Source organism: Microbacterium sp. 71-23, from assembly GCF_001897265.1.
GTDB lineage: Bacteria > Actinomycetota > Actinomycetes > Actinomycetales > Microbacteriaceae > Microbacterium > Microbacterium ginsengisoli.
Genome location: NZ_MKSL01000011.1, coordinates 129,612 through 145,361 on the forward strand (window position 1 = coordinate 129,612; position 15,750 = coordinate 145,361).

The 15,750-nt window shown below is 70.2% G+C and carries 14 protein-coding genes and 1 tRNA gene; 9 read left to right on the forward strand and 6 right to left on the reverse strand.

Annotated features, from left to right (window positions below; genetic code table 11):
• Window positions 1-140 (forward strand): hypothetical protein (locus tag BGO15_RS14785; RefSeq protein WP_353743565.1); only part of this gene is annotated, 140 nt, incomplete at its 5' end.
• 14 nt (window positions 141-154) lie between these two features.
• Here BGO15_RS14785 and BGO15_RS03125 read toward each other — a convergent pair.
• The gene (locus BGO15_RS03125; RefSeq protein ID WP_082483256.1) at window positions 155-856 is read right to left on the reverse strand and encodes a helix-turn-helix domain-containing protein; all 702 of its coding nucleotides are present in this window, start codon (window positions 854-856) and stop codon (window positions 155-157) included.
• A gap of 163 nt (window positions 857-1,019) precedes the next feature.
• Here BGO15_RS03125 and BGO15_RS03130 point away from each other — a divergent pair, with 163 nt between their 5' ends.
• Both BGO15_RS03130 and BGO15_RS03135 read left to right on the forward strand, forming a co-directional pair.
• Window positions 1,020-2,402, forward strand: coding sequence for a M24 family metallopeptidase (locus BGO15_RS03130; RefSeq protein WP_056519155.1), 1,383 nt, complete (start codon window positions 1,020-1,022; stop codon window positions 2,400-2,402).
• A gap of 3 nt (window positions 2,403-2,405) precedes the next feature.
• Complete coding sequence (locus BGO15_RS03135) at window positions 2,406-3,113, forward strand: SDR family NAD(P)-dependent oxidoreductase (protein ID WP_056210265.1); 708 nt, start codon at window positions 2,406-2,408, stop codon at window positions 3,111-3,113.
• Between the two features lie 9 nt (window positions 3,114-3,122).
• Here BGO15_RS03135 and BGO15_RS03140 read toward each other — a convergent pair whose 3' ends face one another.
• Genes BGO15_RS03140 through BGO15_RS03150 form a run of 3 tightly spaced genes read right to left on the reverse strand, consistent with a single transcriptional unit; the run spans window position 3,123 to window position 5,298 of the window.
• The gene (locus BGO15_RS03140; RefSeq protein ID WP_056210263.1) at window positions 3,123-3,986 is read right to left on the reverse strand and encodes an NAD(P)-dependent oxidoreductase; all 864 of its coding nucleotides are present in this window, start codon (window positions 3,984-3,986) and stop codon (window positions 3,123-3,125) included.
• 57 nt (window positions 3,987-4,043) lie between these two features.
• Entirely contained in the window at window positions 4,044-4,748 is a 705-nt protein-coding gene (locus BGO15_RS03145) for a GntR family transcriptional regulator (RefSeq protein ID WP_056519153.1), read from the reverse strand.
• 22 nt (window positions 4,749-4,770) lie between these two features.
• Window positions 4,771-5,298 carry a VOC family protein gene (locus tag BGO15_RS03150; RefSeq protein WP_056210262.1) on the reverse strand — a complete coding sequence of 176 codons (528 nt, stop codon included), beginning with the start codon at window positions 5,296-5,298 and terminating at the stop codon, window positions 4,771-4,773.
• 147 nt (window positions 5,299-5,445) lie between these two features.
• On the opposite strand from BGO15_RS03150, the gene BGO15_RS03155 reads away from it, so the two are divergent.
• From BGO15_RS03155 to BGO15_RS03165, 3 genes are all read left to right on the forward strand, one after another.
• Window positions 5,446-7,635, forward strand: a complete 2,190-nt coding sequence (locus BGO15_RS03155) for an alpha-ketoacid dehydrogenase subunit alpha/beta (RefSeq protein WP_056210259.1) — start codon at window positions 5,446-5,448, stop codon at window positions 7,633-7,635.
• Window positions 7,635-9,053, forward strand: a complete 1,419-nt coding sequence (locus BGO15_RS03160) for a 2-oxo acid dehydrogenase subunit E2 (protein WP_056210258.1) — start codon at window positions 7,635-7,637, stop codon at window positions 9,051-9,053. The genes BGO15_RS03155 and BGO15_RS03160 overlap by 1 nt, the downstream gene beginning before the upstream one ends.
• Window positions 9,054-9,135: 82 nt before the next feature.
• Window positions 9,136-9,774: an NAD(P)-dependent oxidoreductase gene (locus tag BGO15_RS03165; RefSeq protein ID WP_056210383.1), complete on the forward strand. Its 639-nt coding sequence runs from the start codon at window positions 9,136-9,138 to the stop codon at window positions 9,772-9,774.
• Window positions 9,775-9,788: 14 nt separating this feature from the next.
• Here the strand turns inward: BGO15_RS03165 and BGO15_RS03170 are convergent, their stop codons facing one another.
• Together BGO15_RS03170 and BGO15_RS03175 are read right to left on the reverse strand one after the other, a co-directional pair.
• Entirely contained in the window at window positions 9,789-11,099 is a 1,311-nt protein-coding gene (locus BGO15_RS03170; RefSeq protein ID WP_056210255.1) for a DUF4032 domain-containing protein, read from the reverse strand.
• 69 nt (window positions 11,100-11,168) lie between these two features.
• Window positions 11,169-12,272, reverse strand: a complete 1,104-nt coding sequence (locus BGO15_RS03175; RefSeq protein ID WP_045246746.1) for an ABC transporter ATP-binding protein — start codon at window positions 12,270-12,272, stop codon at window positions 11,169-11,171.
• A gap of 268 nt (window positions 12,273-12,540) precedes the next feature.
• On the opposite strand from BGO15_RS03175, the gene BGO15_RS03180 reads away from it, so the two are divergent.
• The 3 genes from BGO15_RS03180 to BGO15_RS03190 all read left to right on the forward strand — a co-directional run bounded on the left by BGO15_RS03180 (window position 12,541) and on the right by BGO15_RS03190 (window position 15,682).
• Entirely contained in the window at window positions 12,541-13,485 is a 945-nt protein-coding gene (locus BGO15_RS03180) for a DsbA family protein (RefSeq protein WP_045246745.1), read from the forward strand.
• 33 nt (window positions 13,486-13,518) lie between these two features.
• A tRNA-Thr gene (locus BGO15_RS03185) sits at window positions 13,519-13,594 on the forward strand.
• Window positions 13,595-13,711: 117 nt separating this feature from the next.
• Window positions 13,712-15,682 (forward strand): alkyl/aryl-sulfatase, encoded by a 1,971-nt coding sequence (locus BGO15_RS03190; protein WP_056210253.1) that lies wholly within the window; start codon window positions 13,712-13,714, stop codon window positions 15,680-15,682.
• Window positions 15,683-15,750 lie beyond the last annotated feature (68 nt).

The window sequence follows — 15,750 nt, forward strand, 5'->3', positions numbered from 1 at the left end:
CAATCACGAACGCGCTGGCCTACCTCTCGCTGGGCCTCGCCTGGCAGTACTGGGTGCAGGGCGTGTTCGTGCTGATCGCGGCGATCCTGCCGATGATCGCGCAGCTGCGCCGCCGGTCCGCCCCGCCACGGGGACTGTGATGGATGCCGCGGGCTCAGCCGTGCAGGTCGTCCATCGCCCGCAGCACGTCGACGGCCGACGCCAGCTGCTCGCCGCGCCCGGCCTCTCCGGGAGCGGTCGGCATGGCCTGGTTCTGCTGGCGTCGGCCGACGACGAACCAGATGCCGCGGGCGGGGACGTCGCCGCGGTTCGAGTAGAGGTGCGGGCGCACCGAGTCGAACTGCAACGAGTCGCCGGCGTGCAGCGTGAAGGTGTCGAAGTCGAGCTGCAGGGTGAGCTCTCCCTCGATGAGGTAGGCGTACTCGATGCCCGAGTGGCGCATCAGTTTGCCCTCGATGGAGCTGGTCGCGCCGGGTGCGTAGGTCACGAGCAGCGCGTCGGCGGGCCCGCCCTCGCCGACGGCGAGTCGCTCCCAGATGACGCCGTTCTCCATCTCGAGCACGGGGTTCTCGTCACCGCGCTGCACGGCGGGCTTGACGGTGCCGGACGGCCGGAAGATCGGCGTGACCGGAGCCTCGTCGACGGCGGTCGCGCTCACGCCGAGCAGCTCGTCCATCGAGACGCCCAGGTGGCTCACGATCGCGTAGAGGGTGGACACGCTGGGCTGGGTCTTGCCCGTCTCGACCTGCGAGATGAGAGATGCCGAGACGCCGAGGGCCTGGGCCACGCTGCGCAGGCTGAGGCCTCGTTCGAGTCGGGCGTCGCGGATCCGCGCGCCGATGTCCTCGGTGGTCATACGTCCTCCAGGGGGTGCTCATCGCGTCGGCGGTGGCCGCGGCATCCAGTCATGGCGTACACGAGCCGATGCGCCCGACAATACACCGCATAAGCGTTAACTTAAACTGCACAATGTACACTTTTACTAAACACTGTGTGTTTGCAACTGACAGGAGAACTCGATGAAGAGTACGGGCACGACGGGTACCAACGCCGTCGACTGGGAGCAGCGCGTGGACTTCGATCGGCTTCGCGACGCGCGACTCGCGCGTCTGCGCGCCGAACTCGACCGCAGCGACGTGGGTGCGGTGCTGGCGTTCGACTTCTCCAACATCCGGTACATGACCGCGACCCACATCGGCACGTGGGCCATGGACAAGCTCATCCGCTTCTCGTTGCTGACCCGCCGCACCGACCCCATCTCGTGGGACTTCGGCTCCGCCGCCAAGCACCACCAGCTCTACAACCCCTGGCTCGACGTCACGAGCATGGAGATGGACGCCGACCCCAATGCCCCGCACGAGGGTGCGAAGCGCCCGCGACTGGAGTCCGGCGCGCGCGCCGGCATCTCGACCCTGCGTGGCGCGTTCAGCCCCGATGCGGAGATCGCCGAGAAGGTCGCGAAGAAGATCAAGCGCGAGTTGGAGAAGTTCGGTCTCGCCCACGAGCCGCTCGGCGTCGACGTGATCGAGCTGCCGATCCTCTTCGCCCTCCAGCGCGAGGGCATCCAGGTCGTCGACGGGCAGCAGATCTTCATGGAGGCCCGACGGGTCAAGACGGGAGACGAGATCCGGCTCCTCACCCAGGCCGCCTCGATGGTGGATGCGGCCTACGACGAGCTGTACCGGTTCCTGCGGCCGGGCGTGCGCGAGAACGAGGCCGTCGGGCTCGTGGCGAAGACCCTCTACGACCTCGGCTCCGAGTACGTCGAGGGAGTGAACGCGATCTCGGGCGAGCGCTGCTCGCCGCACCCGCACGTCTTCTCCGACCGCATCATCCGGCCGGGCGACCCCGCCTTCTTCGACATCCTGCACAGCTTCAACGGCTACCGCACCTGCTACTACCGCACCTTCGCGGTCGGGTCGGCCTCGTCGGCGCAGCGGGATGCTTACACGCGTGCCCGGGAGTACATGGATCGCGCGATCGCCCTCGTGCGCCCGGGCGCGACCACCGCCGACATCGTGTCGGTGTGGCCGACCGCGCAGGAGTTCGGCTTCCCCGACGAAGAGGCGGCCTTCGCGCTGCAGTACGGACACGGCGTGGGGCTCTCGATCTGGGAGAAGCCGATCTTCAGCCGTCTCGTGTCGCTCGATCACCCGGAGGTGCTCGAGGAGGGGATGGTCTTCGCCCTCGAGACCTATTGGCCCTCTGCCGACGGCTGGGGTGCGGCCCGCATCGAGGAGGAGGTCGTCGTCACGGCCACCGGCTGCGAGGTCATCACGAAGTTCCCCGCGGAGGAGCTCATCGTCGCGGGCAAGCGCTACTACTCCGTCGACGGCATCCTGCCGACCGTGCGCGACCCGCAGTCGCACCTCAACACGGTGTGGGGTCGGGGAGAGGCGTAGGCGATGTCGCAGCGCACCATCCTCGTCGTCGGCGGCACCTCGGGCATCGGCCTCGAGCTCGCGCGCACCCTCCTCGCCCGCGGCGATCGCGTGATCATCACGGGGCGTGATGCGGCCCGGGCGGCCGAGATCGCCGAGGGTCTTGGACAGGATGCCTCGTCCCTCGCCCTCGACATCTCGGAGCCCGAGCAGATCGCGCCCGCGCTCGCCGGAGTCAGTGCGATCGACGGGCTCGTGCTCGCCGCGATCGAGCGCGACGCGAACACCATCGCGGACTACGACATCGCGCGGGCGCGACGCCTCGTGACCCTCAAGCTCGTCGGCTACGCGGAGACCGTGCACGCGCTGCTGGATCGGCTGACCCCGAGCGTCGGCACCGGCATCGTGCTCTTCGGCGGTCGCGCGAAGGACCTGCCCTATCCCGGCTCGACCACGGTGTCGACGATCAACGGCGGCGTCGAGGGACTCACGCACACCCTCGCTCTCGAGCTCGCCCCGATCCGTGTGAACGCGCTGCACCCGGGGATCATCGGCGACAGCCCGTTCTGGGCGGGCAAGCCCGACGGCGTTCTGGACGCCTACCGGTCACGCACGCCGGGCGGCGAGCTCGCCACGGTGGCCGACGTGGTCGGCACCGTCGAGTTCCTGCTCGACAACCGCGGGGTCTCCGGTACCAGCCTTTACGTCGATCGGGGCTGGACCCTCACCTGAACCGGGAGGTCACGCCGAGCGCGTGACCTCCGCGATCGCCGACCAGTCGAGGTCTCGCAGCGACGGGTCGGCGATCGCGCTTTCGAACACTCCGTGCAGCGCGGCCGCGGTCGGCATCTCTAACCCGACGGATGCGGCGGCGGCCTCCGCCAGGCGCAGGTCCTTGAATCCGAGCGACATGTGGAAGCCGGGCGGGGAGTAGCGGCGCTGGGCGATCACGTCGCCGTAGATCGAGTACGCGGGCGCGGCGAACAGCGAGTGGGTGAGCAGGTCGACGAACGCGGATGCCTCGACCCCGTGCCGTTCGACGAGTGCAACGGATTCGCCGATGGCCTGCATCGCATGGATGAGGTCGTAGTTGACGGCGATCTTGACGATGTTGGCGGTGCGCGGGACGGCTCCGAACTCCCAGATGCGGGCCGCGAGAGATGCGAGCGCGGGGCGGGCGGTCTCGATCGCCGCGGGATCGCCGGCCGCGAGGATGTTGAGCTGTCCCGCCGCGGCCACCGGGTAGCGTCCGAGCACGGGCGCCGACACGTAGCCGGCGCCGGCCGCTGCCGCCCGCGCCGCGAGCAGGTCGGCCGTGTCGGGGCTCAGTGAGGCGGCGTTCACGTGCACGTGGCCGCGTGCGGCGCCGAGCGCGTCTTCGGTGAGCACGGCCTCGGCGGCCGCGTCGTCGGCGAGCATCGAGATCGACACGGGGGCGCCGAGCGCCTCGGCAGGGGATGCCGCGGCCACGGCGCCGGCGGCGACGAGCTCGGCGACCGGGGCATCCGATCTGTTCCAGACGGTCACGCGGTGCCCGGTCTCGAGGAGGCGGCCGGCCATCGCGCGGCCCATCGTGCCGAGTCCGAGGAATCCGATGTCGGTCATGGTGTGCGTCTCCGTGGGCGTCGGGCGGGCGGCGCGCGACTGCGCGACCGGCCGCGGTCAGGGGGTGGGTCGGAAGATGTCGGGGGTGCGGGCGAGCTGGCGACGGGTGCGGCGGATGTGACCCGCGAGCACACGTTCGGCCTCTTCGATGTCGTCGTCGCGCAGGGCCGCCACGATCAGGTGGTGCTCCTCGTAGGCGATGCGGCGTGACTCGGGCTCCCACGACGTGACGTACGCGCGGCGGTACGGCGCCGTGGTGTTCCAGAGCTTCTGGATGAGGGCGCCGAGCTGCACGGTGTCGGCGGCCGCGTAGGTGCCGAGGTGAAAGGCGCGATCGAGTTCGAGGAACGCGTCGGTGTCGGCGCCGACCACACTGATGCGGTGGGCGAGGGCGGAGAGCTCCTCGATGGCGCCGGCGTCGAGTCGGGGCGCCGAGTACCGCAGCAGGAGGGGTTCGAGACGCTCGCGCATCTCGTACACCTCCTCGCATTCGGCGAGGGAGAGGTGGGAGACCCACGCGCCGGCGTTCGCGACGACCGTGACGAGCCCCTCGTACTCGAGCTGCTGCAGCGCCTGCCGCACCGGCACACGGCTCGCACCGAAGCGGGCGGCGAGATCCTCCTGGCGGATACGCATGCCCGGCGGATAGTCGCCGCCGACGATGCCGCCGCGGATGCTGTCGGCGATGCGCGGTCCGGCGTCTCCGTCGCGGGGGCGGGCGTGCGTGTCGTCGGCATGCGTCGACGCGGTCTGTGCGGTCATCGATGATCCCCTCGGCTCGCCTTCATTCTGCCGGGCGGGCCGGATGCCACAGGATGACGGGGGAGTCGGCCTCGTAGGCCTTGCCGTCGGGGTAGCTGACCAGTTCGAACTGCATGCCCCAGGGGGCTCGGAAGTACAGCCATCGCTGACCGGCGGCGGCACCGGCGCTCGCGATCGGGTCGCCCATGATCTCGACGTCGTACGCGCGCAGGTGGGCGATCGCGGCATCCATGTCGTCGACGTAGAGCGCGAGGTGGTGTCCGCCGATGTCGCTGTTGCGCGGGGGAGGCGACTGCCCGTCGGGCGTCTCATAGGCGAAGACCTCGAGATTGGTGCCGTTGCCGAGACGGTAGAAGCGGATCTCGGTGATCACGGCCCGGGGGTGAACCCCGAGCTGGCGCGACATCCAGTCGTCGTCGGCGCGCTTCGCGCCCAGCGTGTAGACGGGCACGGCGCCGAGCACGTCCACCAGGAAGCGCTCGGCCTCCTCGAGGTCGGGCACGGTGATGCCGAGGTGGTCGGAGCCGCGCAGACCGGGGATTCCTGTCATCGATCGACCTCCTCGTCGTCTGGATCCAGTTTCGGCTCCAGTGTGCGTCAATTCCCGGTTTGAACGCAAGAAGTTCTTGAAATTGGATCCAAACGTGCGTTACCGTGAGTGAGCGCTGACGAGCGGCGCACTGTCGAAGGAGATGGGATGCCCCAACGTCGTCGTCTGCAGACGGGAGTCGACTGGATCTCGCTGTCGACCACCGCCGCCGACTGGAAAGCCGCCGACCCGGAGCTGCTGACAGCCATGTACGGCGAGCTCCACCTCATCCGTGCCTTCGAGGAGGCCGTGCTCGACCTCGCCGCCGCCGGCCTCGTGCACGGTCCCGCGCACTCGAGCATCGGTCAGGAGGGCGGCGCCGTCGGCTCGATCATCGGCCTGCGTCCCACCGATGCCGTCAACGGCTCCCACCGCGGACACCACCAGTTCCTCGCGAAGGCGATCACCTACGTCGCCGGCGGCCGGCTCGACCTCGGTGCCCTCGTCGACCCGGCGCTGAACGCGCTGCTCCAGCGCACGCTCGCCGAGATCCTCGGCCTCGCACCGGGGTTCTCGGGCGGACGCGGCGGGTCGATGCACCTGCAGTGGCTCGAGGCGGGCGCGCTCGGAACGAACGCCATCGTCGGCGGCGGCGCCCCCATCGCCGCCGGCCACGCGTGGGCGCAGAAGCACGCCGGCACGACGGACGTCTCGGTCAACTACTTCGGCGACGGCTCGAGCCAGATCGGCTCGGTGCTCGAGTCGTTCAACCTCGCCGCGACCTGGCACCTCCCGGTCGCGTTCTTCATCGAGAACAACCTCTACGCGGTCTCGACCCATGCCTCGGAGGCCAGCGCCGACGCCCGCTTCTCGGTGCGCGGGCAGGGGTTCTCCATCCCGTCGTGGCGGGTCGACGGCATGGACCCCCTCGCCGTGCACCTCGCGATGACCGAGGCGACCGAGCGGATGCGCGCGGGCGACGGTCCTGCGATCGTCGAGGCGGAGGTCTACCGCTTCTTCCACCAGAACGGCCCCTACCCCGGGAGCGCCTTCGGCTACCGCACGAAGGACGAGGAGGCCAGCTGGCGCGAGCGCGATCCGATCGCCCTCCTCGGCGGCAGGCTCCGTTCGCTCGGCATCGCCTCCGACGCCGAGCTCGAAGCCGTGCGCGACCAGGCCGTCGCGGCGATGGTCGACGCCGTCGCGGCGCTCGTCGAGGACGACCCCGACAACGCCGGTCGTCGTCGCATCCGCCCCGAGCTCTGGCCCGACCCGGCAGTGGTCGACACCGGCATCCGCGGCGACGAGTCCGAACTCGCGGATGCCGCGGCATCCGACCCGATCGTGTTCGACGGGCCGTGGCGGGACATCCGCTTCGTCGACGCCGTCGCCGCGGTGATGGACCGGCGCATGTCCGAGGACGAGCGCATCGTCGTGCTCGGCGAGGACGTCCACCGACTCAACGGCGGTACGAACGGCGCCACGAAGGGGCTCGCGAAGGCATATGGACCCGAGCGGGTCATCGGCACCCCCATCAGCGAGAACGGGTTCTTCGGGCTCGCCGGAGGCATCGCGCTCGACGGCAGGTTCCGGCCGGTCGTCGAGTTCATGTACCCCGACTTCATGTGGGTCGCGGCCGACCAGGTGTTCAACCAGGTCGGCAAGGCCCGCCACATGTTCGGCGACAACAACACGGTGCCGCTCGTGCTGCGCACCAAGGTCGCCATGGGATCCGGCTACGGATCGCAGCACCTGATGGACCCCGCCGGCATCTTCGCGACCCAGCCCGGCTGGCGCATCGTCGCCGCCTCGACCGCGGCGGACTACGTGGGCCTCATGAACGCGGCGCTGCAACTCGATGACCCCGTGCTCGTGATCGAGCACGTCGATCTCTATGGCCAGGCCGACCGCGTGCCCGATGCGCCGCTCGACTACGTCATCCCGCCTCGCAGCGCAGCCGTGCGCCGGGAGGGCGCGGAGCTCACCGTGCTCACCTACCTCTCCATGGTGCAGTCCTCGCTTGACGCCGTCGCCGAGACCGGCGTCGATGCGGAGGTGATCGATCTGCGCTGGCTCGACCGGGCCTCCTTCGACTGGGACACGGTGGGGGAGAGCATTCGCAAGACCAACAACGTGCTCATCGTCGAGCAGGGCTCGCGCGGCCCGTCGTATGGCGCGTGGCTCGCCGACGAGATCCAGCGGCGGTTCTTCGACTGGCTGGACCAGCCCGTCGAGCGGGTCACCGGCGGCGAGGCGAGCCCGAGCATCTCCCGCATCCTCGAACGCGCCGCGATCGCGGGGACCCCCGAGATCGTCACCGAGATCGACGCCATGCGTCGCGCCTGGGGCGGTCGCTGATGGCCGCCGTGATCCGCATGCCGGAGGTCGCCACGGGCACCGGCGAGGCGGCGATTCAGACGTGGCTCGTCGAGATCGGGACGGCCGTCGCCGCCGGCCAGCCGATCGTCGAGATCGAGACCGAGAAGGCCGTCGTCGAGTACGAGACCGAGGTCGCCGGCGAGCTCGCCGCGATCCTCCTCCCGGCCGGGGAAGCGGGCGCCGTCGGTGCGCCGATCGCCGTCGTCGCCGAGGCGGCCGAGTCCCGCGCCGATGCCCTCGCCGCCGCGGAGGCGGAGGGTGTCGTCGTCGGTGGCCCGCCCGCCGACGCGGTTCCCCCTGTGCCTGCACCGACGACGCCGACGACGGCGGCCGCACCCGTCACGGCGTCCGAGGCCGCACCCGTCACGGCGTCCGAGCCCGTGCCGACGGCGGTCACCGAGCCCGTGCCGACACCGGAATCGGCTGCCGAATCGGTGCCCGCACCGCCTGCGCCCGATGCGCCGGCGGACGATGACGCAGGCCCCGATTCCTCGGCTGGGCGCGTGTTCGCCTCCCCGCTCGTGCGTCGACTCGCGGGCGAGCGCGGCATCGATCTCGCCGCCGTGCGCGGCTCGGGCCCGCGCGGTCGCGTCGTGCGGCGCGACCTCGACGATCTGCCCGCGCCGGCGCCCGTGGCCCCGGCGGCGACGGCCCCTGTCTCGACGCCCGTGCCGCCCGCCCCCGCGGGAGCTCAGGCTCCCGCACCGGCCGGCGCTGAGGACATCCCGCACACCGGCATGCGTCGCGCCATCGCGCGTCGGCTCACCGAGGCGAAGACCGAGATCCCCCACATCTACCTGCGGGCGGACTGCCGGGTGGACGCCCTCCTCGATCTGCGCGCACGCATCAACGAGGGTCGTGCCGCCGATGCGCGCGTGTCGGTCAACGACCTCGTCGTCAAGGCGGTCGCCGCCGCGCTCCTCGACGTGCCCGAGGCCAACGCCATCTGGCTCCCGGAGGTCACCCGGCGCTTCTCCGGCGTCGATCTCGCGATCGCAGTCTCGATCCCGGGCGGACTCGTGACCCCGGTCGTCCGCGGGGTCGACACGCTTCCGGTCGGGCGTCTCGGCGCGGTCATCCGCGAACTCGCCGAGCGGGCGCGGGCGGGGCGCCTCAAGCAGAGCGAGCTCGAGGGCGGATCGTTCTCGGTCTCGAACCTCGGCATGTACGGCACCGCAGAGTTCGCGGCCATCATCAATCCGCCGCACTCGGGCATCCTCGCCGTCGGCGCCGCGACGCGGCGGCCGGTCATCGACGATGACGGCGAGCTCTCGGTGGCGACGGTCATGACCGTGACGCTGTCCGCCGATCATCGCGTGCTCGACGGGGCGCTCGCCGCCCAGTGGCTCGCCGCATTCGTCCGGAGGATCGAGCACCCGCTGTCGCTGCTCGTGTGACATGCCGACGGATGCCGCGGCCCCCGGAATGATGGATCCCGCGGGCGCGTTGCGCCTGTCGAACCACACCGAAAGGAACGTCATGGCCCGCATCGCCGTCATCGGAGGAACCGGCTACGCCGGAAGTCACATCGTGCGCGAGGCGGTGAGCCGTGGACACACCGTCATCTCCGTGGCCCGCTCCGTGCCGGCCGAGCGCGTCGAGGGCGCGACCTACGTCGAAGGGACGTTGCTCGACGTGCCGTCGCTCGTCGCCGAGCTGCAGGGCGTCGACGTGGTCGTGTCGGCCGCGGCGCCGCGCGGCGACATGGCGGGCAAGCTCCGGCCCGCGACGGCCGAGCTGCTCGCGGCGCTGCCGGACTCCGTGCGGCTGGGCGTCATCGGCGGCGCGGGCGGCAGCCTCGTCGCCCCGGGTGGCCCGCGCCTGATCGACAGCGGGTTCCCCGAGGAGTACAAGGCGGAGGCGTTCGAGGCGATCGGCATCCTCGAGGACCTCCAGGCGACGGATGCCGCGAAGGACTGGTTCTTCGTGCACCCGGCTGCAGAGTTCGGCGCGTGGGCGCCGGGCGAGCGCACGGGGGCCTACCGCGACGGCGGCGACGTGCTCGTCTCGGACGAGAACGGCAAGTCGTACATCTCCGGCGCCGACCTGGGTGTCGCGGTGGTCGATGAGATCGAGACGCCGGCGCACCACCGCGGGCGCTTCACGATCGGGTACTGACCGACGCCTCCGGGTCAGACGAGGTCGCGCCAGTCGATCTCGTCTGACCCGTCGTCATCCTCATCGTCGTCGTTGAGACGGATGACGGGAAGCGACATCGTCTCCGTCGGCGGACCCATCACGGTGGCCTCGTCGCGGCGATGACGCAGCACGTCGTCGATGTACGACGACACGACCTCCGCGAGGGGGACCGACGCCCCCCGTGCCTGCGACATGTACCAGCGATGCTCGAGCACCTGGTGGAACACCTCGGCGGGCTCGAGCTTCGCGCGCAGATCGAACGGGATCGAGGTCACGACCGGCTCGAAGATGCGGGTCAGCCATTCGTGGGCGACCATGTCCTCGTCCTGCCCGGGGCGGGCGGCCCGCGCGCGGAACTCGTCGAGGTCGTTCAGCAGCCGCCGTGCCTGGTTCTCCTCGACGTCGAGGCCCGTCAGGCGCAGCAGACGCCGCTGATGGTGTCCCGCGTCCACGACCTTCGGACGGATCGCCACGCGAGTGCCGTCGCCGGTGGTCGAGATCGACATCTCTCCGATGTCGAAGCCGAGCGCGTTGAGCTTGTGCACCCGCTCGGTGATGCGCCAGGACTCGCTCGCGCTGAAGCTCTCCTGATCGGTGAGGGCGGCCCACAGCGACCGGTACGACGAGAGGATGCCATCGGCCACCGCGACCGCGTCGATGCCGCCCTCGAGCCGCCCGCCGGCGGCGAGATCCATGATCTCGCCGGCGATGTTGGTGCGCGCGACGTCGAGGTCGTGCTCGCGCTGTCCGCGGGTGAGGCCGCTCTCGTGCAGCTCGCCGGTCTCGGCGTCGACGAGATAGGCCGCGAACGCGCCCGCGTCGCGCCGGAAGAGGGTGTTCGAGAGCGACACGTCGCCCCAGAAGAAGCCGACGTTGTGCAGGCGCACGAGCAGCACGGCGAGCGCGTCGACGAGTCGTGTGGCGGTGTGCGGGCGCAGCACCTGCGTGAACAGCGCCCGGTAGGGGAGCGAGAACTTCAGATGCGCGGTCACGAGGGCGGCGGGAAGCGGTGCGCCGGCGGCATCCCGTCGCCCGCCGATCACTGCGACGCGCTCGACACAGGGCACGTCGAGCCGCGCGAGGTTGCCGAGCATGTCGTACTCGCGGCGCGCCATCCCCTCGGTGGTCTCTTTGATGGCCACGACGCGACCGGACAGGTTCGCGAACCTCACCAGGTGCCGTGAGAGGCCCTTGGGGAGGTACACGATCGAGGACGACGGCCAGTCCGACAGCGGCAGGCTCCAGGGCAGCGACAGCAGCCCCGGGTCGATGTCGCTCGCGGTGATGCTCAGGTACTCCGGCACGGATGCCCCTCAGAAACGGCAGCGGCGCGGGAGCATGCCCCCGCGCCGCTGCACTGCGGTGTGATGCGATCAGGCCGCGGCGATGGCCTTGTCGGTCAGGCGCTCGCCGGACTCCAGGTCGAACACGTGCACGTGGCCCGGAACGGGAGCGAGCACGACGGTCTCGCCGGCGTTCGGGTGACGACGTCCGTCGACGCGGGCGACGATGTCGGTGCGCTTGCCGGCGATGTCGGCGTGGCCGTACAGGTAGCCGTCGGCGCCGAGTTCCTCGACGAGGTCGACGGTGACCGACAGGCCCTTCTCGCCGGCGCCGACGATCTGGATGTCCTCGGGGCGCACCCCGATCGTCACCTCGCTGCCGTGGGCCTTGCCGATCGTGTCGGCCTCGACCGGCACCACGAGGTCGCCGAAGCGCACGCCGCCCTCGGTGAGGTCGACGGGGAACAGGTTCATCGCGGGCGAGCCGATGAAGCCGGCCACGAACACGTTGTTCGGCTTCTCGTACAGGTCGCGCGGGGTGCCGACCTGCTGCAGCAGGCCGTCCTTGAGCACGGCGATGCGGTCGCCCATCGTGAGCGCCTCGGTCTGGTCGTGGGTGACGTACACGGTGGTGACGCCGAGGCGCCGCTGCAGCGAGGCGATCTGCGTGCGGGTCTGCACACGCAGCTTCGCGTCGAGGTTCGACAGCGGCTCGTCCATGAGGAACACCTGCGGCTGGCGCACGATCGCACGGCCCATGGCGACGCGCTGACGCTGGCCACCCGAGAGGGCCTTCGGCTTGCGGGTGAGGTACTGCTCGAGGTCGAGCAGCTTCGCGGCCTCGAGCACCCGCTGCGCCCGCTCCTCCTTGCCGACGCCGGCGATCTTGAGCGCGAAGCCCATGTTCTCCGCGACGGTCATGTGGGGGTACAGGGCGTAGTTCTGGAAGACCATCGCGATGTCGCGATCCTTCGGGGGCACGTCGGTGACGTCGCGGTCGCCGATGCGGATGTGACCGGAGTTGACCTCCTCGAGGCCGGCGAGCATGCGCAGCGACGTGGACTTGCCGCATCCCGACGGGCCGACCAGCACGAGGAACTCCCCGTCGCCGATCTCGAGGTTGAGCTTGTCGACCGCGGGGCGGGTGCCTCCGGGGTACAAGCGGGTCGCGTTGTCATAGGTGACGGACGCCATGTTCTCTTCTCCTTCACCGGCAGGCACGTGCCGGACGATCCGTAGTGATGGAATGAGCGGGGGCTTGTCCCGCACGCCCTCCGTTGGGCGTGATTCGAGTATGGCACGCGACGCTTCGACCCCGCGAGGTGCGCACATAGTGCAGGATGAGCATTCGTTGGTGTTCCGTCTGGGCATTTCACAGGGTGCCTGACTAGCATCGACGAGGTCGCGAATCCCGCGTGACTGCCCCCGGTTGACGCCGGTTCTTCGTGTGTGCAGAGGTGTGATGTCCAGCAACGATTCTTCGGATGCCGCGGTGCCCGCCGATTCGTCGGTGGACCGTCGCAGCGCAGTCCGTGAGAAGGCGCAGCTGGTCCACGCCCGTCAATCCCGTGCGCGCCGGTGGCGCATCGCACTGCTCAGCGCCCTCGCCGTCGTCGTCGTCGCCGCCATCGGCGCCGGTATCGCGATCGCCCTGGTGACGCCGTCGGGCAAGCCGCAGCTCACCCCGCCGAATGCGACGGACTCCGGGTTCCGGGTGTCCGACGTCAGCGCGCGGGCGGCCATCGCCTCGACGGCCAGCCCCTCGCCCTCCACGGACGCAGCGGCCGCTGCGGCGAGCCCGTCGCCGAGCTCCTCGTCGGCGTCGAACGTCGACATCCGCATCTACATCGATTACCTGGCACCGGGGTCGAAGGAGTTCCAGCTCGCCAACGCGCAGCAGCTGTCGACCTGGGTCTCGCAGGGGGCGGCCACGCTCACCTACTACCCGGTCGCGATGCTCGCCGCGAAGTCGAACGGCACCAAGTACTCCCTCCGTGCAGCCAGCGCCGCGGTGTGCGTGGCGACGCAGCAGCCGGATTCGCTCTTCAGCTTCACCCAGAGCCTGCTGAGCCAGCAGCCGTCCGTCGACTCCGACGGACTGAGCGATCAGCAGCTCGCGAGCGTCGCCGTCGGCGCCGGATCCGACGACACCGTCAGCGACTGCATCGAGAACGAGAAGTACATGGCCTGGGTCAAGGACGCGACCGATGCCGCGTTGAAGTCGCTGCCGGCGACCGATGGACTCAAGCTCACCGCCGCGCCGACGATCCTGGTCAACGGCAAGCCGTACACCGGGGCGCTCGACGACCCGAAGGAGTTCGCGCAGTTCGTTCTGACCAGCGCGAGCGAGAAGTACTACAGCACGCCCACGCCGACACCCAGCCCGAGCTCCACGCCGCTCGACTGAGCTCGCCGGCCCCACGGATAGACTGTGGGCTCTGCCGACATGGCGCAATTGGTAGCGCACCCGACTTGTAATCGGGCGGTTGCGGGTTCAAGTCCCGCTGTCGGCTCCATTCCTGATTCCCGCACTGTTTTTCCCTGCTCCTGCGGTGGCTGTCCGTGCGCGGGTGCGCCATCATTCGGAGGGCTATCCTGCGCAGCAGGGGCTTTGTGGGAGAGGGGAACCCGACATGACGCACGACCACGCCCATCCGCGGGGAAAGCAGCCGACCGACGCGACGCTGCGCCGACGCCAAGAGGTGGCGGCACAGCTGCCGTTCGACGACGACCGCGATCTCGCGGAGGCTCGACGCGGGTTCCTCGCCGCTCCCGAGTATCGGCAGATCCTCGCCGAGGCGGGGCACGTGGCATGGAACATCGGGGACTACGACTTCCTGCTCGGCGATGAGGACTTCGCCTCCATCCACCCGTCGCTGCAGCGTCAGGCGCGGCTGAACATGGAGTACGGCCTGTTCGAGGTGGTGCCCGGCCACATCTACCAGGTGCGCGGGTTCGACCTGGCGAACATCTCGTTCATCCGCTCCGACACGGGCTGGATCGTGTTCGACCCGCTGACGGCGAAGGAGACGGCCGCCGCCGCCCTCGCTCTCGTCAACGAGCACCTAGGCGAGCGTCCGGTCGTCGCCGTGGTCTACTCCCACTCGCACGGCGACCACTTCGGCGGCGCTCATGGCGTGGTGGATGTCGCGGACGTGCACAGCGGTGCGGTACCGGTCATCGCCCCCGTCGGCTTCCTCGAGCACGCGGTCTCGGAGAACGTGTACGCGGGCAACGCCATGGTGCGGCGCATGTTCTACCAGTACGGCACGCTCCTCGAGCGCGGACCGTTCGGTCACGTCGACCAGGCGATCGGGAAGGGCGTCGCCGCGGGCACCGTCGGCCTCATCGCACCCACTGTCGACATCGTCGACGACATCCAGGAGCTCACGATCGACGGCGTGCGCATGGTGTTCCAGAACACGCCGGGCACCGAGGCTCCCGCCGAGATGAACACCTGGTTCCCCGACCTCAAGGCCTTCTGGGCGGCGGAGAACATCGTCGCCACGATCCACAACATCTACACGCTGCGCGGGGCCCTCGTGCGCGATGCGCTGGAGTGGTCGCGTCAGATCAACCGGGCGCTGCACCTGTTCGGGCAGGAGGCGGAGGTGATGTTCGCTTCCCACAGCTGGCCGCGCTGGGGCAACGAGCGCATCCAGGAGGTCATGCGCACCCAGCGCGACACGTACGCGCACCTCAACAACGGGGTCATGCACCTCGCCAACCAGGGCGTGACGATCAACGAGATCCACCGGGTCTACCAGGTGCCCGACTCGCTGCAGCGCAGTTGGGCGGCGCGCAGCTACCACGGCTCGGTGGCGCACAATGCGCGCGCGGTGGTGAACCGCTACCTCGGCTACTGGGACGGCAACCCCTCGACCCTCATCCCGCTCACGCCCCGCGAGTCCGCGCCGCTGTATGTGGAGCTCATGGGCGGTGCGGAGCGCATCCTCGCGCGCGCCCACGAGCTCATCGCCGCGGGCGACGACCTCCTGGCCGTCGAGATCCTGAACAAGCTCGTCTACGCGGAGCCGGCGAACGAGGCCGCGCGCGATCTCCTCGCCGACGCGTTCGAGCAGATCGGCTACCAGCAGGAGAGCCCGAGTGTGCGTAACAGCTTCCTGGCGGCGGCGTTCGAGCTGCGCTCGGGCATCCCCGAGGGCCAGACGGCGAACGCGACGAGCCCCGACCTCGTGCGGGCGCTCAGCACGCAGCAGTTCCTCGACTACCTCGCCATCCGACTCGACAGCACCGCGGCGGGCGAGGCTCGCGGCATCCTGAACCTGCGGGTGACCGACATCGGCGAGGAGTTCGTCGTCGAGGTGAGCAACGGCACGCTCACCAGCGTCGAGGGATTCCAGTCGGCGTCGCCGGATGCGACTCTCACGGTCACGCGCGCCGCGCTCGAGGACCTCATGGTCGGTGCCACGACCGCCCCCGAGCTGCTCGCCGCCGGTCGGGCGACGCTCGAGGGCGACCCGAGCGCGTTCCTCGCCCTGGGGGGAGCGCTCGTCGAGTTCGCTCCCGGCTTCCCGATCATGCCGGGCACCACCCCGTCGGGTCCCGCAGTGCCGGCGGACGGGTTCGGCTACCACGCGTGACCGTGCCGTCCGGGGGAGCCGGCCGGCGCAGGCCGTGCGCTCCGCCTCTTGACGGCGACAGGCGTGTC